This is a genomic window from Shinella zoogloeoides, assembly GCF_033705735.1.
GTDB classification, from domain to species: Bacteria; Pseudomonadota; Alphaproteobacteria; order Rhizobiales; family Rhizobiaceae; genus Shinella; species Shinella zoogloeoides_A.
On record NZ_CP131130.1, the window covers coordinates 1903736 to 1925253 of the forward strand.

The 21518-nt window shown below is 65.3% G+C and carries 18 protein-coding genes; 15 read left to right on the forward strand and 3 right to left on the reverse strand.

Annotated elements, in window-relative coordinates; all coding sequences use genetic code 11:
* Window positions 1-172: 172 nt before the first annotated feature.
* The 5 genes from ShzoTeo12_RS09620 to ShzoTeo12_RS09640 all read left to right on the forward strand — a co-directional run bounded on the left by ShzoTeo12_RS09620 (window position 173) and on the right by ShzoTeo12_RS09640 (window position 5191).
* Window positions 173-1252 (forward strand): ABC transporter ATP-binding protein, encoded by a 1080-nt coding sequence (locus ShzoTeo12_RS09620; protein WP_318909435.1) that lies wholly within the window; start codon window positions 173-175, stop codon window positions 1250-1252.
* Window positions 1253-1287: 35 nt separating this feature from the next.
* Entirely contained in the window at window positions 1288-2454 is a 1167-nt protein-coding gene (locus ShzoTeo12_RS09625; protein ID WP_119257148.1) for a spermidine/putrescine ABC transporter substrate-binding protein, read from the forward strand.
* 281 nt (window positions 2455-2735) lie between these two features.
* A complete protein-coding gene (locus ShzoTeo12_RS09630; RefSeq protein WP_313192710.1) occupies window positions 2736-3602 on the forward strand; it encodes an ABC transporter permease in 867 nt (288 codons plus the stop codon).
* Window positions 3602-4426, forward strand: coding sequence for an ABC transporter permease (locus ShzoTeo12_RS09635; RefSeq protein WP_119257146.1), 825 nt, complete (start codon window positions 3602-3604; stop codon window positions 4424-4426). The genes ShzoTeo12_RS09630 and ShzoTeo12_RS09635 overlap by 1 nt, the downstream gene beginning before the upstream one ends.
* A gap of 3 nt (window positions 4427-4429) precedes the next feature.
* Window positions 4430-5191: an SDR family oxidoreductase gene (locus ShzoTeo12_RS09640; RefSeq protein ID WP_318909437.1), complete on the forward strand. Its 762-nt coding sequence runs from the start codon at window positions 4430-4432 to the stop codon at window positions 5189-5191.
* A gap of 55 nt (window positions 5192-5246) precedes the next feature.
* On the opposite strand, the gene ShzoTeo12_RS09645 is transcribed toward ShzoTeo12_RS09640, so the two are convergent.
* The gene (locus ShzoTeo12_RS09645) at window positions 5247-5960 is read right to left on the reverse strand and encodes a L,D-transpeptidase (protein ID WP_318909439.1); all 714 of its coding nucleotides are present in this window, start codon (window positions 5958-5960) and stop codon (window positions 5247-5249) included.
* Between the two features lie 162 nt (window positions 5961-6122).
* On the opposite strand from ShzoTeo12_RS09645, the gene ShzoTeo12_RS09650 reads away from it, so the two are divergent.
* Window positions 6123-6722, forward strand: a complete 600-nt coding sequence (locus tag ShzoTeo12_RS09650) for a YdeI/OmpD-associated family protein (RefSeq protein ID WP_318909440.1) — start codon at window positions 6123-6125, stop codon at window positions 6720-6722.
* Between the two features lie 10 nt (window positions 6723-6732).
* Here the strand turns inward: ShzoTeo12_RS09650 and ShzoTeo12_RS09655 are convergent, their stop codons facing one another.
* Window positions 6733-7758 carry a GH25 family lysozyme gene (locus tag ShzoTeo12_RS09655; protein ID WP_318909442.1) on the reverse strand — a complete coding sequence of 342 codons (1026 nt, stop codon included), beginning with the start codon at window positions 7756-7758 and terminating at the stop codon, window positions 6733-6735.
* Between the two features lie 238 nt (window positions 7759-7996).
* Complete coding sequence (locus ShzoTeo12_RS09660) at window positions 7997-8971, reverse strand: GlxA family transcriptional regulator (protein WP_318912430.1); 975 nt, start codon at window positions 8969-8971, stop codon at window positions 7997-7999.
* 114 nt (window positions 8972-9085) lie between these two features.
* On the opposite strand from ShzoTeo12_RS09660, the gene ShzoTeo12_RS09665 reads away from it, so the two are divergent.
* The 9 genes from ShzoTeo12_RS09665 (at window position 9086) to ShzoTeo12_RS09705 (ending at window position 21360) form a co-directional block, all read left to right on the forward strand.
* Entirely contained in the window at window positions 9086-10000 is a 915-nt protein-coding gene (locus ShzoTeo12_RS09665; protein ID WP_119257140.1) for a 3-keto-5-aminohexanoate cleavage protein, read from the forward strand.
* A gap of 188 nt (window positions 10001-10188) precedes the next feature.
* Window positions 10189-11685: a carnitine 3-dehydrogenase gene (locus ShzoTeo12_RS09670; RefSeq protein WP_318909444.1), complete on the forward strand. Its 1497-nt coding sequence runs from the start codon at window positions 10189-10191 to the stop codon at window positions 11683-11685.
* A gap of 180 nt (window positions 11686-11865) precedes the next feature.
* The gene (locus ShzoTeo12_RS09675; protein WP_318909446.1) at window positions 11866-13026 is read left to right on the forward strand and encodes an acyl-CoA dehydrogenase family protein; all 1161 of its coding nucleotides are present in this window, start codon (window positions 11866-11868) and stop codon (window positions 13024-13026) included.
* A 157-nt stretch (window positions 13027-13183) separates the two neighbouring features.
* Window positions 13184-15274, forward strand: a complete 2091-nt coding sequence (locus ShzoTeo12_RS09680) for an acetate--CoA ligase family protein (protein ID WP_413251091.1) — start codon at window positions 13184-13186, stop codon at window positions 15272-15274.
* Window positions 15271-16053 (forward strand): carnitinyl-CoA dehydratase, encoded by a 783-nt coding sequence (locus ShzoTeo12_RS09685; RefSeq protein WP_318909448.1) that lies wholly within the window; start codon window positions 15271-15273, stop codon window positions 16051-16053. Before ShzoTeo12_RS09680 ends, ShzoTeo12_RS09685 begins: the two co-directional genes overlap by 4 nt.
* A gap of 160 nt (window positions 16054-16213) precedes the next feature.
* The gene (locus ShzoTeo12_RS09690; RefSeq protein ID WP_318909449.1) at window positions 16214-17803 is read left to right on the forward strand and encodes an ABC transporter substrate-binding protein; all 1590 of its coding nucleotides are present in this window, start codon (window positions 16214-16216) and stop codon (window positions 17801-17803) included.
* A complete protein-coding gene (locus ShzoTeo12_RS09695) occupies window positions 17803-18912 on the forward strand; it encodes an ABC transporter permease (protein ID WP_119257134.1) in 1110 nt (369 codons plus the stop codon). Before ShzoTeo12_RS09690 ends, ShzoTeo12_RS09695 begins: the two co-directional genes overlap by 1 nt.
* Window positions 18909-19736, forward strand: coding sequence for an ABC transporter permease (locus tag ShzoTeo12_RS09700; RefSeq protein WP_318909450.1), 828 nt, complete (start codon window positions 18909-18911; stop codon window positions 19734-19736). Before ShzoTeo12_RS09695 ends, ShzoTeo12_RS09700 begins: the two co-directional genes overlap by 4 nt.
* Window positions 19729-21360 carry an ABC transporter ATP-binding protein gene (locus tag ShzoTeo12_RS09705; protein WP_318909451.1) on the forward strand — a complete coding sequence of 544 codons (1632 nt, stop codon included), beginning with the start codon at window positions 19729-19731 and terminating at the stop codon, window positions 21358-21360. The genes ShzoTeo12_RS09700 and ShzoTeo12_RS09705 overlap by 8 nt, the downstream gene beginning before the upstream one ends.
* Window positions 21361-21518 lie beyond the last annotated feature (158 nt).

Sequence of the window (21518 nt, forward strand, 5' to 3'; positions counted from 1 at the left end):
CTTGCGGCGCACGTTTTTCGCCGCGCCGGGATATACTCCTTCCATAGCCGGTTTACGGATAAAATACCTCTCTCGGGGTATATACCGCCCACCGGCGGCTGACTAGCATCCTCCCCGACGGTGGCTAAAGCGGCGCAAGATCGCTTCAACGCAACAACCGCAGGGAACAGACGTGACATCCGCCTCCACGAACGACATCGAGTTCCGGTCGGTGACCAAGCGCTATGGCGCGGTGACCGCGGTCTCCGACATAAACCTTTCCGTGCCGAAGGGTGCCTTCGTCGCGCTGCTCGGCCCGTCCGGCTGCGGCAAGACGACCTGCCTTCGCATGATCGGCGGCTTCGAGCAGCCGAGCGAGGGCGAGGTGCTGATCGCCGGCAATGTCGCCAACGGCGTGCCGGCCTATCGCCGCCCGGTCAACATGGTGTTCCAGCAATATGCGCTCTTCCCGCATTTCGACGTGGAGAAGAACGTCGCCTACGGCCTGAAGCAGCTCCGTCCGCGGCTGCCGGCCGAAGAAATCTCCCGCCGCGTCGGCGAGGCGCTGGAAATGGTACGGCTTTCCGGCTTCGCCAGGCGCCGCATTCATGAAATGTCCGGCGGCCAGCAGCAACGCGTGGCGCTCGCCCGCGCCCTCGTCAACAAGCCCTCCGTGCTCCTCCTCGACGAGCCGCTGGCGGCGCTCGACAAGAAGCTGCGCACCGCCATGCAGATCGAGCTGCAGACGCTCCAGCGCGACCTCGGCATTACCTTCGTTCTCGTCACCCATGACCAGGAGGAGGCGCTGTCGATGAGCGACCTCGTCTGCGTCATGAGCGCCGGCCGCATCCGCCAGCTCGCGACGCCCCAGGAGGTCTACGACCGCCCGGCCGATCTCTTCGTGGCCGATTTCGTCGGCAAGACCAACCGTTTCGACGGCACGCTGGAGGCCGGCGGCACCATCCGCCTCGGCAACGGCACGGCTCTGCCCGCCCCGCGCGGCGATCTTCAGCCGGGCGCCGTCACCGTGGCGCTCCGCCCCGAGGCGATCCGCCTTGCGCGCGGCGCGGAGGGCGCGACGACGCTGGAGGGCACCGTCACCCATCGCATCTTCCTCGGCTCGGCCGCCGAATACTCCATCGCCATCGACGGGCTGGGCGACCTCCTCGTCACCGCCGAACGCCATAACCAGTCGGAAAACGACCTCGTCGCGCCGGGCGAACGGGTCGCAATCAGCTTCGATCCCGGCACAGCGCATATCTTTCCGGCCTGAGGGGAAACAGGCCCCAAACACAAGGGAACAGTGTGATGTCGAAATGGTTCAGAGACAATGCCCCGATCAGCGCCCATGAGCTGACGGAAGAATTCATGCGCCTGAAGCGCGGCTCCGTCACGCGCCGCCACTTCCTCGGCGTCACCGGCCTCGGCCTTGCCGCCGCCGTGCTCGCCCGCCAGCCCGGCCTCTTCAATTCGGCCGCCTATGCGCAGCAGGAAGACCTCGGCTCGGCCATGTCCATCGCTACCTGGCCGAACTACCACGACCCCGCAACCTTCGAGGCCTTCACCGCCGAGACGGGCGTCGCCGTCGAGGTCAACGTCTTCGGCTCGAACGAGGAGATGCTGGCAAAGCTGCAGGCCGGCGGCACCGGCTGGGACCTGTTCGTGCCCACGAACTACACGATCTCCACCTATGCCGGCCTCGGCCTGATCGATCCGCTCGATCTTTCCAAGGTGCCGAACTTCGACCAGAAGACCCAGAATGTACGTTTCACCAATGAGGGCACGGTCGACGGCAAGGTCTATGCGCTGCCGAAGAACTGGGGCACGACCGGCATCGCCGTCAATTCCGACAAGGTGAAGTCCAAGGTCACGAGCTGGAAGGAATTCTTCGAGATCGCCATGACCGAGGCGGACGGCCGCGCCATGGTGCACGACTACCAGCTCACCACCATCGGCAACGCCCTCGTCTCGCTCGGCTTCTCCTTCAACTCGGTCAAGCCCGAGGAGCTTGCCAAGGCCGAGGAGCTGCTGATCAAGGTCAAGCCGCACCTCTATGCCATCAACAGCGACTACCAGCCCTCCATGCGCGCCACCGACGCCTGGATGACCATGTGCTGGACGAACGACGGCGCGCAGCTCAACCGCGACATCCCGGAAATCCACTTCACGCTCGGCTCCGACGGCGGCGAGATCTGGTCGGACTTCTACGCCGTCCCGAAGGCGGCCGCCAACAAGCCGGCCGGCTATGCGCTGCTCAACTACCTGATGGACCCGCAGCATGCGGTGAAGGAGCACATCGCCAACGGCGCGCCCACCACCGACAGCCGCGTCATCGCCCTGCTGCCGGCCGAGATCACCGGCAACAAGATCGTCTATCCCGACGAGGCAGCGCTGACCCCGCTGGAATTCGGCGCTGCCGTGACGCTCACCGACCCGGCGCGCGCAGAGCTGATGGCGCGGTTCAAGTCGGCGTAACAAAGCACGGGAAGCCGTTCCGACCTGCCGATCTCCCCCCCTTGTGGGGGAGATGCCCGGCAGGGCAGAGGGGGGTGTGGCACCCACCTGCCCCCGCCGGATCGTCGTCCTGGCTGCGCCGTTGCTACCCCCCTCTGTCGGCTTCGCCGACATCTCCCCCACAAGGGGGGAGATCAGAGGGAGTATGCCGCAATGTTTTTCCTTCTCCCCGCTTGCGGGGAGAAGGTGGCCGGCAGGCCGGATGAGGGGCGACCCTCGCAATTCGCAACAGGACCAATGCAATGCCCCTGACGACGACGGCGAAAAGACGGCTGGTGACGACGGCGCTGCTGGCGCCGGCCTCCCTCTGGCTGTTCGTCTTCCTGGTGCTGCCCTTCATCGCCATGGTGGTCTTCTCCGTTGGCGAGCGCGGACCGGCGGGCGGCTACCAGGCGGCCTTCACCCTTGCGCAATATGCCAACCTGCCGGCCCGTTCCGCCGCCTACTGGAACACGCTGATGCTGGCGCCGGTCGGCGCTTTCCTCTGCCTGCTGGTCGCCTATCCGACCGCCTATTACCTCGCCGTCAAGGCAAGCCCGCGCCACCGGCTGCTGCTGGTCTCGCTGGTCGTCGTTCCGTTCTGGACGAGCCTTCTGGTGCGCACCTATGCCTGGATGTATATCCTCGGCTCGCGCGGCATCCCGAACCTCCTCGACATGATCGGCATCGAGAACGTGCGCCTGCTCAACACGCCGGGCGCCGTGCTGCTCGGCATCGTCTACGGCTACCTGCCGCTGATGATCATGCCGATCTATGTCAGCCTCGAAAAGCTCGACCGCCGGCTGCTGGAGGCTTCGGCCGATCTCGGCGCGAAGCCCGTCTCGACCTTCTTCTCCGTCACCCTGCCGCTCTCGCTGCCGGGCGTCATGACGGGCGTCGCGCTCGTCACGATCCTGCTGCTCGGCGAATATCTCATTCCGCAGCTTCTCGGCGGCGGCAAGGTCTTCTTCATCGGCAATGCGCTGGTCGACCTCTTCCTGCAATCGCGCAACTGGCCCTTCGGCTCGGCCATCGCGGTCACGCTGGTCGCCATCGTGGTCGTGGTGCTGATGGTCGCCATGCGCATCGCCTGGAAAATCTCCGGCACGAGACAGGTGGATCTCGTCTGATGCGCGCGCTGATAACCTCCGTCTATCTGTTCCTCTACGCGCCGATCGCGCTGGTCGTACTGTTCTCCTTCAATGCGGGGCGCAATGCCAGCGAGTTCACCGGCTTCTCGACGCAATGGTACGGCAAGGCGCTCGCCAATCCGTTCCTCGTCGCCGCGTTGCAGAACAGCCTGATCATCGCCTTTACCAGCGCCACGCTCGCCGCCGTCTTCGGCACCATGGCCGCCCTTGGCCTGGAACGCCTCGGCGCGCGCACCCGCGCCCTCTTCGACGGCCTGCTCGCCGCCGCCATCGTCGTGCCGGGCGTCGTCATCGGCATCGCGACGCTGGTCGCGCTCGTCGCGGTCTTCGGCGTCGTCAATCCGGCCATCGCCTCGCTCTGGCCGGGTGAGAAACCGCCGCAACTCGGCCTCGGCTACGGCTCGATCATCGCCGCACACGGCCTCTTCACCATGGCGCTCGTGACGATGATCGTGAAGGCGCGCATCGCCACGCTCGGACGCGACATCGTCGAGGCCTCGGCCGATCTCTACGCCACGCCCTTCACCACTTTCCGCGATATCGTCCTGCCGCAGATCCTGCCCTCGGTGCTGGCCGGATTCCTGCTCGCCTTCACCTTCTCCTTCGACGATTTCATCGTGGCCTTCTTCGTCGCGGGCTCCAAGACGACGCTGCCGATCTACGTCTTCGCCTCGATCCGCCGCGGCGTGACGCCGGAGGTCAACGCCATCGCGACGATGGTGCTGGTCGCCTCGCTCTTCCTCATTCTCGTCGCCCGCCTCCTGATGCGGGAAAAGAAAACGAAATCGCCTGCCGGAGAATAACAGATGATCCTGAAGAACCGCGTCGCCATCGTCACCGGGGCCGGCTCCGGCATCGGCCGGGCCGGCGCGCGCATCATGGCGCGCGAGGGCGCGACCGTCTGCGTCGCCGACCGCGACGAGACGCGGGCCGGCGAGACGGTCGATCTCATCCGCAGCGAGGGCGGCACGGCCGAGGCCGTCATCCTCGACGTCACCGACGACGTGGAACTGAAGATGGCGATTGCCGGCGTGCTCTCGCGCCACGGCCGCATCGACATCCTGCACAACCATGCGGGCGCGCAGGTTGCCGGCGATCTCGAAAGCGTCGCGCTCGACGGGCTGGATCTTTCCTGGAACCTCAATGTGCGCGCCCATCTCATGGCCGCCCGCCTCGTCATGCCGGCCATGAGGGCGCAGGGAAAAGGCGTCATCCTCAACACCTCCTCCTCTTCAGGCGTGCTCTACGACCGCGAGATGATCGCCTATACGACGACCAAGCACGCCGTCATCGCCATGACGAAGCAGATGGCCGGCGACTATGCCCGCCACGGCATCCGCGTCAACGCGCTCTGCCCCGGCTGGGTCGACACGCCCTTCAACGCCCCCTTCATCGACCAGATGGGCGGGCGCAGGGCCATCGAGGACTATATCAGGGAAAAGGTGCCCATGGGCCGCTGGGCGAATGTCGAGGAGATCGCCGAACCGATCCTCTTCCTCGTCTCCGACCGGTCAAGCTACATGACCGGCCAGATCCTCGTGGTGGACGGCGGCGAGACCGTCGTCTAGCTCTGCTCAGCGCAGTTCCGGACGCAAAACCGCCTCACACTTTTGCTGGACTTGCTCAGACGGACCCCAGCCCGCCCTGATGCACGACGATGCGCGCGTGGTAGGGCACGCGCTTGTAGAGATCGAGCACATCCTGGTTGACCAGCCGCACGCAGCCCGAAGAGGTCGCCTTGCCGATCGACCTCCATTCCGGCGAGCCGTGCAGGCGGTAGAGCGTATCCTTGCCGTTCTGGAAAATGTAGAGCGCGCGGGCGCCGAGCGGGTTCTTGACGCCCGGGTCCATGCCGCCATTCTCGACGGAATAGCGGGCAAGGCTCGGCTGGCGCTTGATCATGTCGTCCGGCACCTTCCAGCGCGGCCAGGGCTGGCGCCACTGGATGACACCCTCGCCCTCCCAGGCAAAGCCGTCGCGGCCGATGCCGACGCCGTAGCGCATCGCCGTGCCGCCCGGTTCCACGACATAGAGGAAGCGCGTGGCCGTATCGACCACCACCGTGCCTGCCGGCTCGCCGGTCGGGTCCTTGACGCGCTGGCGGTAGTATCTCGGATCGATCTCCTTGTAAGGGATCGCCGGGATGAGATGGCCGCCATCCTCGACGACGGCATAGCGCGCCGCCAGCTCCTCGTCCGTTGCCGGCACGATCGGATAGCTGACCTTCTGGGGAAGCGGGACGGCCCTGGTCGAGGTTTCCGTGGTTGCGCATCCTGCGAGCGTCGCGGCGGCGCCCAGGAAGAAGGCTCTGCGCGACAAAGTGCACACCGTAGGCATTCTCTATATCGACTCCAATGAAAACGTGTTGGAGCCGATGGCTAGCCAAAGCAGGAAGGGGCTGGCAAGAAGCGGGAGCATCACATCTTCGGCATCCGCCCCGCATAGTCGCGGACAGATGCAAAGCGGCCACGCTGGACCATGCCGGGAGGGCAGAAAACGATGGCGCTTGTGGAAATCGACCCCGCCCATGTCCGCGAATTTCCCGACCCGGAAAGCTTCTGCCGCTGGCTCTCGGACAACCACGACAAGGCGCCGGAAGTCTGGATCCGGATTCACAAGCGCGCCTCGGGCCTTCAATCCATCAACCCGGAAGAGGCGATCGAGGTCGTGCTCTGCTGGGGCTGGATCGACGGCATCCGCAAGGGGCTGGACGACAAGAGCTTCCTGCAGCGCTACAGCCCGCGCGGCCGCAAGAGCGTCTGGAGCAAGAAGAACGTCGATACGGTCGGCCGGCTGATCGCGGATGGCCGCATGACGGAACATGGCCTGAAACATGTGGAGGCAGCAAAAGCCGATGGGCGCTGGGACAGGGCCTATGGCAGCGGCAAGAATCTGGAGATCCCGCCGGACCTGCAGGCCGCCATCGACGCGGAACCGGCCGCGGCCGAAATGCTCGGCAGGCTCACCGAGCAGAACCGCTTCGCCCTCGCCTTCCGCGTCCACAATCTGAAGACGGAAGCTGCGCGCAGACGCAAGATCGAGACATTCGTGGAGATGTTGAAGAACGGCGAGACGATCTATCCGCAGAAACGGAAATAGATCGTCCCGTTCAGGTGGACTGGCCCGCGAGCCAGTTGTGCCAGTCGTTCTCGCTGCCGGAGAAGACGTTGAGGTCGATCCTGCCCGTCACGCCATGCGACAGGCCCGAGCCGGAATATTGCCAGAACAGCCAGCGGCGGTTCGGATAACGCTGCGACGGATGCGCGGCGACCGAGCGCAGCCAGAAGTGATAGTCCTTCAATTCGCCAGACAGATTGTCCTCGTAGAAGTCCGGCGCGGTATAGATGATCGGCCGCTTGCCGTAGTGCCGTTCCAGCATTTCGGCGAAGACGCGGATTTTCTCGACATATTTCGCGCGCGACAGGCGCTTCTTGCAGGCGGAATCGCCGTTATATTCGGCATCGATCACCGGCGGCAGCGCATCCGGGTCCTTCGGCACGTTGCGGATGAACCACTCGGCCTGCGAGCTTGCGACCCGGCACCAGTAGAAGAAGTGATAGGCCCCGCGCCGGATGCCGGCTTCCTTGGCCTGGCGCCAGTTCTTCTGGAACATCGGATCGAGATGGTCGCCGCCGTCGGTCGCCTTGATGAAGGCGAAGTTGGCGCCCTGCGTGCGCAGCCGCATCCAGTCGATATCGCCCTGCCAGCGCGAGACGTCGACGCCGTGCACCTGATAGTGCCGCGGCGCGCGCTTGCCGAAATTGATCGGATGGGCATCGCGGAACTGCTGGCTGTAGACGCGCGAGCGCTTGCCGAGGCGCCGGGTCGGCATTTCGGTCATCGTCGCGGAATCGGCCGGACGCTCGGAGGGAACGGCGGACTGTTTCGTCACCGTCTCGAAGACATGGGTTTCCGGGATGGGCCCGGCCCAGGCGAGCATTTCCTCCGCGTCGTCGGCCTTCACCCTGCTCTGGCCGACGGCCACTTCCGGCACCGGCCCGCCGCCCTTGGTGACGGAGCTCGTGGTCTCGCGCGAAGGCTTGACCGCCAGCACCGTTTCCGGGGTCGCACTCGATGCACAGCCGGCCAGGGAGGCGCAGCCGAGGAGGATCGCTGTCAGGACCGAAAGACGCATTGGCACTCGCACGCAAAACAAACCGAAGCCCCGCCCTTTCGACACATGGACGGAATTACTAACGGAAGATTACCGCGAAATGTTAAATACAATCTTTACGGCCGACCGTGACATTTCAGGCACTTAGGGCATTTCCGCTTTTCCTCGAATCGCGAAAACGCTCCAACCCTTTATTTTGCGCAACCCCGGACGCAAAACCGCTTCGCACTTTTGCTGGAATTGCTCTGGGTCCGCGCCTTCATCCTTTCGCCCCCGCCCGCAGCCGCCGCCGTGTCTCCGTCGGGCTTTCATGGTAGTGCGCGCGATAGCTGCGGGAGAAGGCGGAGGAGGAGTTGAAGCCGGTGAGCGCGGCGATGTCGGCGAATTCCGTCTTGGTCTCGATGACCTTGCGCCGGGCGGCATTGAGGCGCAGCGCGAGATAGTGCTGGTGCGGCGCGACGCCCATCGATTCCTGGAACAGGTCCTGCAGGTGCCGCGCACTGATGCCGACGCGCCTGGCAAGCTTTGCCAGCGTCAATGGCGCATCCATCGTCTCCTCCATCAGCCGCACCGCCTGGCTGACGCGCTGGTCGGCGACACGCATGTTGCCGAGCGCCGGCACCTGCAACAGGCCGCCGGTGCGCTCGTGCTCGTAGATGAATTGCCGCGAGACCTCCAGCGCCAGCGAATAACCCTGCCGGCGGCGGATGATCTCCAGCATCAATTCGAGCGTCGGCAGCGAACCGCCGGTGGTGACGCGCTTGCCGTCGATGACATAGCGCTCGCGCATCACCGCGATCTGCGGATAGCGCGAGGCGAATTCCTCCATGTCCTCCCAGTGGATCGTCACCGAATGGCCGTCGAGCAGGCTCGCCTCGGCGAGCAGCCAGCTTCCCGATTCGATGCCGGCCATCGCCGTGCGGTGGCGCGCCGTCTGCGAAAGCTGGCGGCGCAACAGGGATGTCGCACTCATCTGCCATTGGTAGCTCGACAGCACGAAGAGCGGCGCCGTCTCCCGCTCCGGCCGGAAGGGGCCGTCGACGGGCACGGGAATGCGGCTGCGCGTCTCCACCGGCTCGCCGTCCGGCGAGAAGATGCGCCAGCGGTAAAGCGCCTGCCCCGAGATGCGGTTGGCGGCGCGCAGCGGTTCGATGACCGAGGCGACGAGGATGAGGTTCGTCTCGGGCAGCACCAGGATGTCGATGTCGAGCGTGTCGGATGAGGGATCGAGCATGGCGGAAGCTTGGCCGCCCATCTCTCGAATTGTCAAGGATGGATCCGAAAAGTGAAAGCATTGCGCCTTCTCTTGGCTCGTAATGTCCGCAACGAGAATACTGGGAGAACGACAATGCCTCTTGCCATGAACCGCGACGTCTTCATCACCTGCGCCGTCACCGGCTCCGGCGACACCGCCGGCAAATCCCCTCACGTTCCGCGCTCGCCCAAGCAGATCGCCGAATCGGCCATCGAGGCCGCCAGGGCCGGCGCCGCCGTCGTGCATTGCCACGTGCGCGATCCGGAAACCGGCGCGCCGAGCCGCCGCAACGATCTCTACCGCGAAGTGACCGAACGCATCCGCGACGCCGAGGTCGACGTCGTGCTCAACCTTACCGCCGGCATGGGCGGCGACATGATCTTCGGCAACACCGAGCAGCCCCTGCCGCTGAACCCCAACGGCACCGACATGGCCGGCGCCACCGAGCGCGTTTCCCACGTCGCCGAATGTCTGCCGGAAATCTGCACGCTCGATTGCGGCACGATGAACTTCTCGCTCGGCGACTACGTGATGACCAACACGCCGTCCATGCTGCGCGCCATGGGCAAGATGATGACCGATCTCGGCGTCCGCCCGGAGATCGAGGCCTTCGACACCGGCCATCTCTGGTTCGCCAAGCAGCTCGTCGAGGAAGGCATCATCGAGGACCCGGTGCTCATCCAGCTCTGCATGGGCATTCCGTGGGGCGCGCCCGACGACCTCAACACCTTTATGGCGATGGTCAACAACGTGCCGTCCAACTGGACCTTCTCGGCCTTCTCCATCGGCCGCAACGCCATGGCCTATCCGGCCGCTTCCGTGCTTGCCGGCGGCAATGTCCGCGTCGGTCTGGAAGACAACCTCTATGTCGCCAAGGGCCAGCTCGCCACCAATGCGCAGCTCGTCGACAAGGCCGTCAACATCATCGAAAGCATGGGCGCCCGCGTTATTGGCCCGGCCGAAGTGCGCGAGAAGCTGAAGCTGACGAAGCGCGCGCCGCGCGGCTGACGATTTGGGCTGCCCCTCATCGCCCTAACCCTCTCCCCGTGAACGAGGAGAGGGAACCTGCCAAACGCAGGGTTGGAAATGAAGGAAACCGGCGCGGCATATCCCTACTCCCCGCCTGCGGGGAGAAGGTGGTGGCAGCCGGATGAGGGGCAGCGACACCCGCACACAATAATGAATTGAGGGAACGCATGAGCACCACCATCAACAAGGCAGCCTGCGTCGGCGGCGGCGTCATCGGCGGCGCATGGGTCGCGCGCTTCGCGCTGGCCGGCATCGACGTCAAGGTCTTCGACCCGCATCCGGAAGCCGAGCGCATCATCGGCGAAGTCATGGCCAATGCCGAGCGCGCCTACGGCATGCTCACCATGGCCCCCCTGCCGCCGAAAGGGAAGGTCACCTTCTGCAAGAGCATTCAGGAAGCGGTCGAAGACGCTGACTGGATTCAGGAAAGCGTGCCCGAGCGCCTCGAGCTGAAGCGCGGCGTCCTCACCCAGATCGACGCGGCCGCAAAGCCCGACGCCCTGATCGGTTCCTCCACCTCCGGCCTCATGCCGACCGATCTGCAGCGGGACATGAAGCACCCCGAGCGCCTGTTCGTGGCGCACCCCTATAACCCCGTCTACCTGCTGCCGCTCGCCGAACTCGTCGGCGGCCAGAAGACGTCGCGCGCCGTGCTCGAAGACGCCAAGGCCAAGCTCGCCCCCATCGGCATGAAGGGCGTGATCATCAACAAGGAGATCGAGGCCTTCGTCGGCGACCGCCTGCTCGAAGCCGTCTGGCGCGAAGGCCTCTGGCTGATCAAGGACGACATCTGCGACACGGAAACGCTGGATGACGTGATCCGCTATTCCTTCGGCATGCGCTGGGCGCAGATGGGCATGTTCGAGACCTACCGCATCGCCGGCGGCGAAGCGGGCATGCGCCACTTCCTCGCCCAGTTCGGCCCCTGCCTCTCCTGGCCCTGGACGAAGCTCACCGATGTCGTCGATCTCAACGACGAACTGGTGGAAAAGATCGCCAACCAGTCCGACGCCCAGTCTGGCGCGCGCGGCATTCGCGAGCTAGAGCGCATCCGCGACCAGAACCTCGTCGGCATCATGCATGCGCTGAAGGCCGGCGACGAAGGCCGCGGCTGGGGTTCGGGCAAGCTGCTCGCCGACTTCGAGGCGCACCTGTGGGCCAAGGCCGGCAAGGCGAAGGTCGAGGTCTCCTCGAGCGAACCGCTCCGCCTCGTCGACACCAAGGTCAACGCCGCCTGGGTCGATTACAACGGCCACATGACGGAGCACCGCTATCTCCAGCTCTTCGGCGACACCTCCGATGCGCTGCTCCGCCTCATTGGCGTCGACTTCGCCTATGTCGAGGCCGGCCACAGCTACTACACGGTGGAAACCCACATCCGCCATCTCGGCGAAGGCAAGCTCGGCCAGGCGCTCTACACGACGCTCCAGCTCCTCTCCTCGGACAGGAAGCGGCTGCACTTCTTCACCCGCATCCACGACGCCGCCAGCGGCGACGTCATCGCGACCGCCGAGCAGATGATGGTCCATGTCGACTCGAAGGCCGGCAAGAGTGTCGATGCGCCCGCCGAGGTGCTGGCGAAGATCGCGCCGATTGCGGAGGCCCATGCGAAGCTGGCGGTGCCGGAGGGGGCGGGACGCAGCGTCGGGCAGAGGAACAAGTAGGGCGCAAGCCTCCACCCCCCTTTGCCCTGCCGGGCATCTCCCCCACAAGGGGGGAGATCGGCTGGGGGTAAGGCGGTGCCACGATCCAATCTCCCCCCTTGTGGGGGAGATGCCCGGCAGGGCAGAGGGGGGTAGCCAAAGATGGCGCCTCCCGCAAAAGAAATACCGGGAGGACTTTCAATGAATTTCGCACTCACCGACGAACAGCAGATGATCGTGGACACGGTCCGCGCCTTCGTCGAAACCGAAATCTATCCGCATGAAAACGAGGTCGAGCGCACCGGCCATGTGCCGCCGGAACTCGGCCAGGAAATCGCGCGCAAGTGCAAGGAGATCGGCTTCTTCGGCTGCAATATGCCGGAAGAAGTCGGCGGCGCGGGCCTCGACCACACGTCCTTCACGCTGGTCGAGCGCGAGCTTGGCCGCGGCTCGATGGCGCTGACGGTCTTCTTCGGCCGCCCCTCCGGCATCCTGATGGCCTGCAACGACGAGCAGCGCGAACGCTATCTGCTGCCCGCCGTCAGCGGCGAGAAGTTCGATGCCCTCGCCATGACCGAGCCGGACGCCGGCTCGGACGTGCGCGGCATGAAGTGCTTCGCCCGCAAGGACGGCGACGACTGGGTCGTCAACGGCACCAAGCACTTCATCAGCCACGCCAACATCGCCGATTTCGTCATCGTCTTCATCGCGACGGGCGAAGAGGACACGCCGCGCGGCAAGAAGAAGCTGATCACCTGCTTCCTCGTCGACCGCGGCACGCCCGGCTTCGAGATCCGCGAGGGTTACAATTCCGTCTCCCATCGCGGCTACAAGAACTGCATTCTCAATTTCGACGAATGCCGCCTGCCCTCCGCCCAGATCCTCGGCGAAGTCCACAAGGGCTTCGACATCGCCAACGACTGGCTCTACGCGACGCGCCTCACCGTCGCCGCAACCTCGGTCGGCCGCGCCCGCCGCGCCTTCGACTACGCCCTCAACTATGCCGCCGAGCGCAAGCAGTTCGGCAAGCCGATCGGCGCAAACCAGGGCGTTTCCTTCAAGCTCGCCGACATGATCACCGAGATCGACGCCGCCGACCTCCTGACGCTATCGGCCGCCTGGCGGCTCGATCAGGGCCTGCCGTCGAACCGCGAGATCGCTTCGGCCAAGGTCTACGCCACGGAAATGCTCGCCCGCGTCACCGACGAGGCGATCCAGATCTTCGGCGGCATGGGCCTGATGGACGACCTGCCGCTCGCCCGCTTCTGGCGCGACGCCCGCGTCGAGCGTATCTGGGACGGCACGTCGGAAATCCAGCGGCACATCATCAGCCGCGACCTGCTCCGACCGCTGGGGGCGTGATGAATATGGCAATCTTTGCCCGTAAGCCCCCCCTCTGGCCTGCCGGCCATCTCCCCCACAAGGGGGGAGATCAGCAGGGGGCTAGAACCTCGCTAAACCGGCAGCGTCGGAGATGGGCAACACATCGCCCCATCCAATCTCCCCCCTTGTGGGGGAGATGCCCGGCAGGGCAGAGGGGGGTGACACCGTGACCCGCTCCCTCGACCGCCTCATCCGCCCGAAATCCATCGCCGTTTTCGGCGGCAAGGAAGCCCGGCGGGTCATCTATCAGTGCGACAAGATGGGCTTTTCCGGCGATATCTGGCCGGTGCATCCGCGCGAGGACGAAATCCTCGGCCACAAATGCTACCGTTCGGTCGCCGACCTTCCCGGCGCGCCGGATGCTTCCTTCGTCGGCGTCAACCGCGAGCTCACCATTAGCATCATCCGTGACCTCGCCGCGCGCGGCGCGGGCGGCGCGGTCTGCTACGCCTCCGGCTTCCGCGAAGCCGTCAGCGAGCTTGCGGACGGCGATGACCTGCAGAGGGCGCTGGTGGAAGCCGCCGGCGACATGCCGATCCTCGGCCCCAACTGCTACGGCTTCATCAACATGCTGGATGGCGCCCTGCTCTGGCCCGACCAGCACGGCATGCTGCGCATCGAAAAGGGCGTCGCCGTCCTCACGCAGTCCTCCAACATCGCCTGCAACGTCTCGATGCAGCAGCGCGGCCTGCCGCTCGCCTATATCCTGACGGCCGGCAACCAGGCGCAGACCGGCCTTGCCGATCTCGCCTGCGCCGTGCTCGAAGACCCGCGCGTCACCGCCGTCGGCCTCCATATCGAGGGCTTCGACAGCCTCGCCTCGCTGGAGCGCCTGGGCCTGCGCGCCCGCGAACTGAAGAAGCCGGTCGTCACACTGAAGGTCGGCAAGTCGGAACAGGCCCAGCTTGCCACCGTCTCGCACACCGCCTCGCTCGCCGGCAACGACGCCGTCTCCTCGGCGCTGCTTGCCCGGCTCGGCATCGGCCGCGTCGAGACCCTGCCGGAACTGCTCGAAACCCTGAAGCTGTTGCATGTCGCCGGCCCCCTTTCGAGCCATGACATCTCCTCCATGTCCTGCTCGGGCGGCGAGGCCTCGCTGATGGCGGATGCCGGGGTGAAGCGGAAGGTCGTTTACCGCGACCTGAAGCCCGAACAGCGCCAGCCGCTGCGCGAAACGCTCGGCCAGATGGTGACGATCTCCAACCCGCTCGACTACCACACCTTCGTCTGGGGCAACCGCGAGAAGCAGACCGCCGCCTTCACCACCATGATGCAGGGCGGCTATGCGCTGAACCTCGTCGTGCTCGATTTCCCGCGCCTCGACCGTTGCGACGCCGCCGATTGGACCACCACCTGCGAGGCCCTGATCGACGCGGCTCGGGCGACGGGCGAAAATGCCGGCATCGTCGCCAGCATGGGCGAGAATCTGCCGGAAGCAACCGCCGAAATGCTGGTGCGAAACGGCGTCGTGCCCTTCTATGGCATCGAGGAGGCTCTTGCCGCCGCCGATGCCGCCGCCGGCATAGGAGAAGCCTGGTCGAAGCCGCTTGCCGCCCCGCTGCTCAAGGCCGCGACAAGCGAAGGCGAGGCGATCACGCTCACCGAGCACGAGGCCAAGCAGGCGCTCGCCGCCCATGGCCTTCCCGTCCCCAAGGGCCTCACCGCCGCAACGGCGGAAGGAGCCGCGCAGACAGCCGAAACACTCGGCTTCCCCGTCGTGCTCAAGGGTCTCGGTGTCGCGCACAAGACCGAAGCCGGGGCGGTCAAACTCAACCTCGCCGACCGCGAAGCCGTTCTCGATGCGGCAAAGGCCATGGCCGGCGTCGCCTCGGGCTTCCTCGTGGAAAAGATGGTGGGCAAACCGGTCGCCGAACTCATCGTCGGCGCGATGCGCGATCCCGTCGCCGGTCCGGTGCTGACCATCGGTGCCGGTGGCATCCTCGTCGAACTGCTTGAAGACTCGGCGATTTTGACCCTGCCGACCGACGAGAAGACGATCCGCGAGGCGATCTCCGGCCTCAAGATCGCCAAGCTGCTGAACGGCTATCGCGGCGCGCCGCAGGGCGATATCGACGCCCTTGTCGCCGCCGTCGCATCAGCGGCATCCTATGTCGTTTCAAACGCTTCAATAATCGAAGAACTGGACGTTAATCCCATAATGGTGCTCCCCGCCGGCGACGGTGTCGTGGCGGCCGATGCACTGATCCGTCTGAGGAAACAATCATGACCGGACCGATACGCCAGCGCCGCGAAGGCGGCATCCTCGAAGTCACGATCGATCGCCCCAAGGCGAACGCCATCGACCTTGCGACCAGCCGCATCATGGGCGAGGTCTTCCGGGAATTCCGCGACAACGACACGCTGCGCGTCGCCATCATCACCGGCGCGGGGGAGAAATTCTTCTGTCCGGGATGGGACCTGAAGGCCGCTGCGGCAGGCGATGCCGTCGACGGCGACTACGGCGTCGGCGGCTTCGGCGGCATGCAGGAGCTGCGCGACCTCAACAAGCCGATCATCGCTGCCATCAACGGCATCTGCTGCGGCGGCGGATTCGAGATCGCGCTGTCGACCGACCTCATCCTCGCCGCCGAGCACGCGACCTTCGCCCTGCCGGAAATCCGCTCCGGCACGGTGGCCGATGCCGCCTCGATCAAGCTGCCGAAGCGCATTCCCTATCACATCGCCATGGACATGCTGCTCACCGGCCGCTGGCTGGACGTTCAGGAAGCGCATCGCTGGGGCTTCGTCAACGAGATCCTGCCGGCCGACAAGCTCATGGACCGCGCCTGGGAGCTGGCGCGCCTGCTCGAAAGCGGCCCGCCGCTCGTCTACGCCGCCATCAAGGAAGTGGTGCGCGCGGCCGAGGGCGACACCTTCCAGGGAACCATGAACAAGATCACCAAGCGGCAGTTCCGCACGGTCGATATTCTCTATTCCAGCGAGGATCAGCTCGAGGGCGCGCGCGCCTTCGCGGAGAAGCGCGATCCCGTCTGGAAGGGGCGATAGGCGGCTTGGCCGGCTCGAAAAAGAAAGGAGATCAGGGAGAAGAATGATCCCGCGCCGGCATAAAAACCGGCCGCAAGGTTGCCTTACAGGCGAAAAACAGAAATTCTGCCAATCACAACGACAAATGCCCGCAAAAGGGCCAGCGAAAGGGAACAGGGGAATGACTGATTACACCAAATACCTCACCGGCCAGGTCACGCTCGGCAAGATGAACCGCCGCGAGTTCATGGGACGCGCCGCTGCCTTCGGTATCACGCTCGCCGCCGCCGGCACCCTATTCGACACCGCCGCAAAGGCCCAGGAGCCCAAGCGCGGCGGCAACCTCAAGCTCGGCCTCGAAGGCGCAGCCGCCACGGATTCCAAGGACCCGGCAAAGGCGCTCTCGCAGTTCATGTTCGTCGTCGGCCGCAACTGGGGCGACATGCTCGTCGAATCCGAGCCGCTGACCGGCAAGCCCGTCCCGGCGCTCGCCGAATCCTGGGAGCCCTCCGCCGACGCAGCGACCTGGACCTTCAACATTCGCAAGGGCGTGAAATTCCACGACGGCAAGGAACTGACCGTCGACGACGTCGTCAAGACCCTGCAGCGCCACACCGACGAGAAGTCGGAATCGGGCGCGCTCGGCGTCATGAAATCGATCAAGGAAATCAAGACCGACGGCGACAAGCTGGTGCTGGTGCTGACCGAAGGCAACGCCGACCTGCCGCTGCTGCTCACCGACTACCACCTCGTCATCCAGCCGAATGGCGGCCTCGACGACCCGAACGCCCAGATCGGCACCGGTCCCTACAAGGTGACGAGCTTCGAGGCCGGCGTTCGCGCCACCTTCGAGCGCAACAAGGACGACTGGCGCCAGGATCGCGGCTTCGTCGATACGATCGAGATGATCGCGATGAACGATGCGACCGCCCGCATCGCCGCGCTCTCCTCCGGCCAGGTGCACTATATCAACCGCGTCGACCCGAAGACCGTCGATCTCCTCAAGCGCGCGCCGACCGTGGAAATCCTCTCCACCTCCGGCCGCGGCCACTATGTCTTCATCATGCATTGCAACACGGCGCCGTTCGACAACAACGACCTGCGCATGGCGCTGAAATACGCCATGGACCGCGAGACGATGCTGGAGAAGGTGCTCGGCGGCTACGGCAAGATCGGAAACGACTTCCCGATCAACGAGACCTATGCCCTCTTCCCGGAAGGCATCGAGCAGCGCGCCTACGACCCGGACAAGGCCGCCTTCCACTACAAGAAGTCGGGCCACAGCGGCTCGGTGCTGCTGCGCACCTCCGACGTCGCCTTCCCGGGCGCGGTCGACGCTGCCGTCCTCTACCAGGAGAGCGCCAAGAAGGCCGGCATCGAGATCGAGGTCAAGCGCGAGCCGGGTGACGGCTACTGGTCGAACGTCTGGAACGTCCAGCCCTTCTCCACTTCCTACTGGGGCGGCCGCCCGACGCAGGACCAGATGTATTCCACCGCCTATCTCTCGACGGCGGACTGGAACGACACCCGCTTCCAGCGCCCGGACTTCGACAAGATGCTGCTGGAAGCCCGTTCGGAACTCGACGAGGCCAAGCGCAAGGACATGTACCGCACCATGGCCATGATGGTGCGTGACGAGGGCGGCCTGATCCTGCCGATGTTCAACGACTTCGTGAACGCCTGCGGCAAGAACGTGAAGGGCTATGTCCACGATATCGGCAACGACATGTCGAACGGCTATGTCGCAACCCGCGTCTGGCTCGACGCCTGATGACCGGCAACGGACCGGCGCACGGTCCGGAGCTGACAGCGACGGCGGCTGCGGGCGAAGCCCCGCAGTCGGCCGGCGTTGCCGGATCGGTTGCGTCCACCGGAACCCCAGCCATCGAAGCTACGCCTTCGACCTGGGCAAAACTCAGCAAACGCAGCCCGCTGGCTGCGCTCATCCTGCAACGCCTCGCGCTCAGCGTGGCCTTGCTCTTCGCCGTGTCGCTGATGATCTTCGGCGGCGTGGAAGCCCTGCCCGGCGACTTCGCGACGACCTATCTCGGCCAGTCGGCGACGCCCCAGGCGGTGGAGAACATCCGCAAGGACCTCGGCCTCGACCAGCCGGCGACCACCCGCTACTTCAAGTGGCTCGGCGGTGCCGTCCAGGGTGACTTCGGCAAGTCCTGGGCCTCGAAGCAATCGGTCAGCGAGCAGATCGGCAAGCGCCTCGGCAATTCGCTGTTCCTCGCCTTCTTCGCGGCGATCATATCGGTGCCTCTCGCCGTCGGCCTCGGCATGCTCGCGGTGCAGTACCGCAACCGCCTGCCGGACAAGATCATCAACGTCATCTCGCTTGCGGCGATCTCGCTTCCCGAGTTCTTCGTGGGCTACCTGCTGATCCTGTTCTTCGCCGTGCAGATGGGCGTCGCGACCTTCCCCGCGACGGTCTACGACACGATGACGCTCGGCCAGCGGCTGTCGGCCATCGCGCTGCCGACCGCCACCCTCGTCCTCGTCGTGCTCGCCCACATGATGCGCATGACGCGGGCTGCGATCCTCAACGTCATGTCGTCGGCCTATGTCGAGACGGCGGAACTCAAGGGCCTCAGCGGCATCCGGATCATCGCCAGGCATGCGGCGCCGAACGCCGTGGCCCCGGTCATCAACGTCATCGCGCTCAACCTCGCCTATCTCGTGGTCGGCGTCGTCGTCGTGGAGGTGGTCTTCGTCTATCCCGGCATGGGCCAGTACATGGTCGACGCCGTGACGGTGCGCGACATGCCCGTCGTGCAGGCCTGCGGCCTGATCTTCGCCGCCTTCTACATCTTCCTCAACATGTTCGCCGATATCCTAGCGATCGTCGCGAACCCCAGATTGAGGCATCCGCGATGAGACTTTCCACCATTCCCGTCAGCGCGTGGATCGGCATTCTGGGCATTGCCCTTGCCCTCTTCTGCGCCATCTTCGCCCCCTTCATCGCGCCGCATGGCGAAAGCGAGATCGTCGGCTCCGTCTGGCAGCCGATGGGCGGCGACTACCTGCTCGGCACGGACAATCTCGGCCGCGACCTCTTCTCGCGGCTGATCTTCGGCGCCCGCACCACGATCTTCGTGGCGCTGGCGGCAACCGTGCTCTCGTTCTCGCTCGGCATGCTGCTGTCCTTCACGGCCGCAGTGACGGGCGGGTTCATCGACCAGGTCTTCTCGCGCTTCAACGACCTGATGATGGCGATCCCGACGCTGATCTTCGCCCTCGTCGTGCTGGCCGTTCTGCCGCAGCAGCTCTGGATCCTCATCCTCGTCATGGCGATCCTCGACTCGACCCGCGTCTACCGCATCGGCCGCGCCGTCGCGCTCGACGTGGCAGTCATGGAATTCGTGGAGGCCGCAAGGCTGCGCGGTGAACGCACGGGCTGGATCATCTTCCGGGAAATCCTGCCCAACACGCTCTCGCCGCTGCTCGCCGAGTTCGGTCTGCGCCTCGCCTTCTCGATCCTGTTCCTTTCCACCCTCTCCTTCCTCGGCCTCGGCATCCAGCCGCCGGCCGCCGACTGGGGCGGCATGGTGAAGGACAACAAGGACGGCATCATCTTCGGCATTTCGGCCGCCCTCATTCCGGGCGGCGCGATCGCTGGGCTGGCCATCTGCGTCAACCTCGTCGTCGACTGGCTGATGAAACGCACCTCGAGCCTGAAGGGGGGACGCGGCGATGCCTGATCTTCTTTCCGTCCGCAATCTCAAGATCGAGGCGACGAGCTACCCGCCCGGCGAACCGCCGAAGACCGTGACGCTCGTCGAGGGCGTGAACTTCGACGTGCAGAAGGGCAAGGTGCTCGGCCTCATCGGCGAATCCGGCGCCGGCAAGTCCACCATCGGCCTCACCGCGCTCGCCTATGGGCGTGGCGGGGTGCGCATCACCGGCGGCGAAGTGAAGCTCAACGGCGAGGACCTCCTGAAGCTCTCGCCGTCGGGCATCCGCAAGGTGCGCGGCAGCAAGGTCTGCTACGTCGCGCAATCGGCGGCCGCGGCCTTCAACCCGGCCCACCGGCTCGGCGAGCAGGTGATCGAGGCCTCGCTGAAACACGGTATCATGAGCCGTACGGACGCGGAAAAACGCGCGCTCTACCTCTTCAAGGTGCTCGGCCTGCCGAACCCGGAGACCTTCGGCCAGCGTTATCCGCACCAGGTCTCCGGCGGCCAGCTGCAGCGCGCCATGACCGCCATGGCGCTCTGCCCCAACCCCGAGCTGATCATCTTCGACGAGCCGACCACCGCGCTCGACGTGACGACGCAGATCGACGTGCTCGCCGCCATTAAGCATGCCATCGAGGAGACGCATACGGCCGCGCTCTACATCACCCACGACCTTGCCGTCGTGGCGCAGATCACGGACGATATCCTCGTGCTCCGGCACGGCAAGATGGTGGAATACGGCTCGGTAAAACAGATCATCGAAGAACCGACGCAGGACTATACTCGCGCCCTCGTCAACGTGCGTGGCACCGGCCGGGACGAAGCGCCCGACCAGACGGACACGCTCCTGAAAGTGGAGAACGTCACCGCCGGCTACTCCAACGGCTTCAAGGTGCTGCAGGACGTTTCCCTGCACCTGCCGAAGGGCCAGACGCTGGCGGTGGTAGGCGAATCCGGTTCCGGCAAATCCACCCTCGCCCGCGTCATCACCGGTCTCCTTCCCCCGCAGGAGGGTACGATCAGCTTCGACGGCAAGCCCTTGCCGAAGGCGCTGAAGGGCCGGTCGAACGACGAGCTGCGCCGCATCCAGATGATCTACCAGATGGCCGACACCGCGATGAACCCGCGCCAGACGGTGCGCGACATCATCGGTCGCCCCCTCACCTTCTACTATGGCCTGCGCGGCCGGGAGAAGACCGAGCGGGTCAAGGAGCTGCTGGACCAGATCGAGATGGGCGGCCGCTTCGCCGACCGTTATCCGGCCGAGCTCTCCGGCGGCCAGAAGCAGCGTGTCGCCATCGCCCGCGCCTTGGCGGCCAAGCCCGAACTCATCCTCTGCGACGAGCCGACCTCCGCGCTCGACCCGCTGGTGGCCGAGGGCATCCTGAAGCTTCTCCTGAAGCTGCAGGAGGAAACGCATGTCTCCTACATGTTCATCACCCACGACATCGCCATCGTGCGCGCGATCGCCGACAGCGTGGCCGTGATGCACCGGGGACGCCTCGTGCGCTTCGGCCCGAAATCGAAGGTGCTTTCACCGCCCTTCGACGACTACACGGACCTGCTGCTGAAATCCGTTCCCGAAATGGAGATCGGCTGGCTGGAGCGGGTACTGACGACCCGGCGCATGGAGAGCGCCGGGAATTGACGCATGCGGGCGGCTTCGGCCGCCCGTTTTGCAGCAGCATAGCCCGTCATCCGGCCTGCCGGCCACCTTCTCCTTGGCTGCGGGGCGAAGGAGATATGCCGCGCCGGTTTCCCCAAATCTTCATCGTTGCGTGGGGCAAGTCCCCTCTCCCCGCTTGC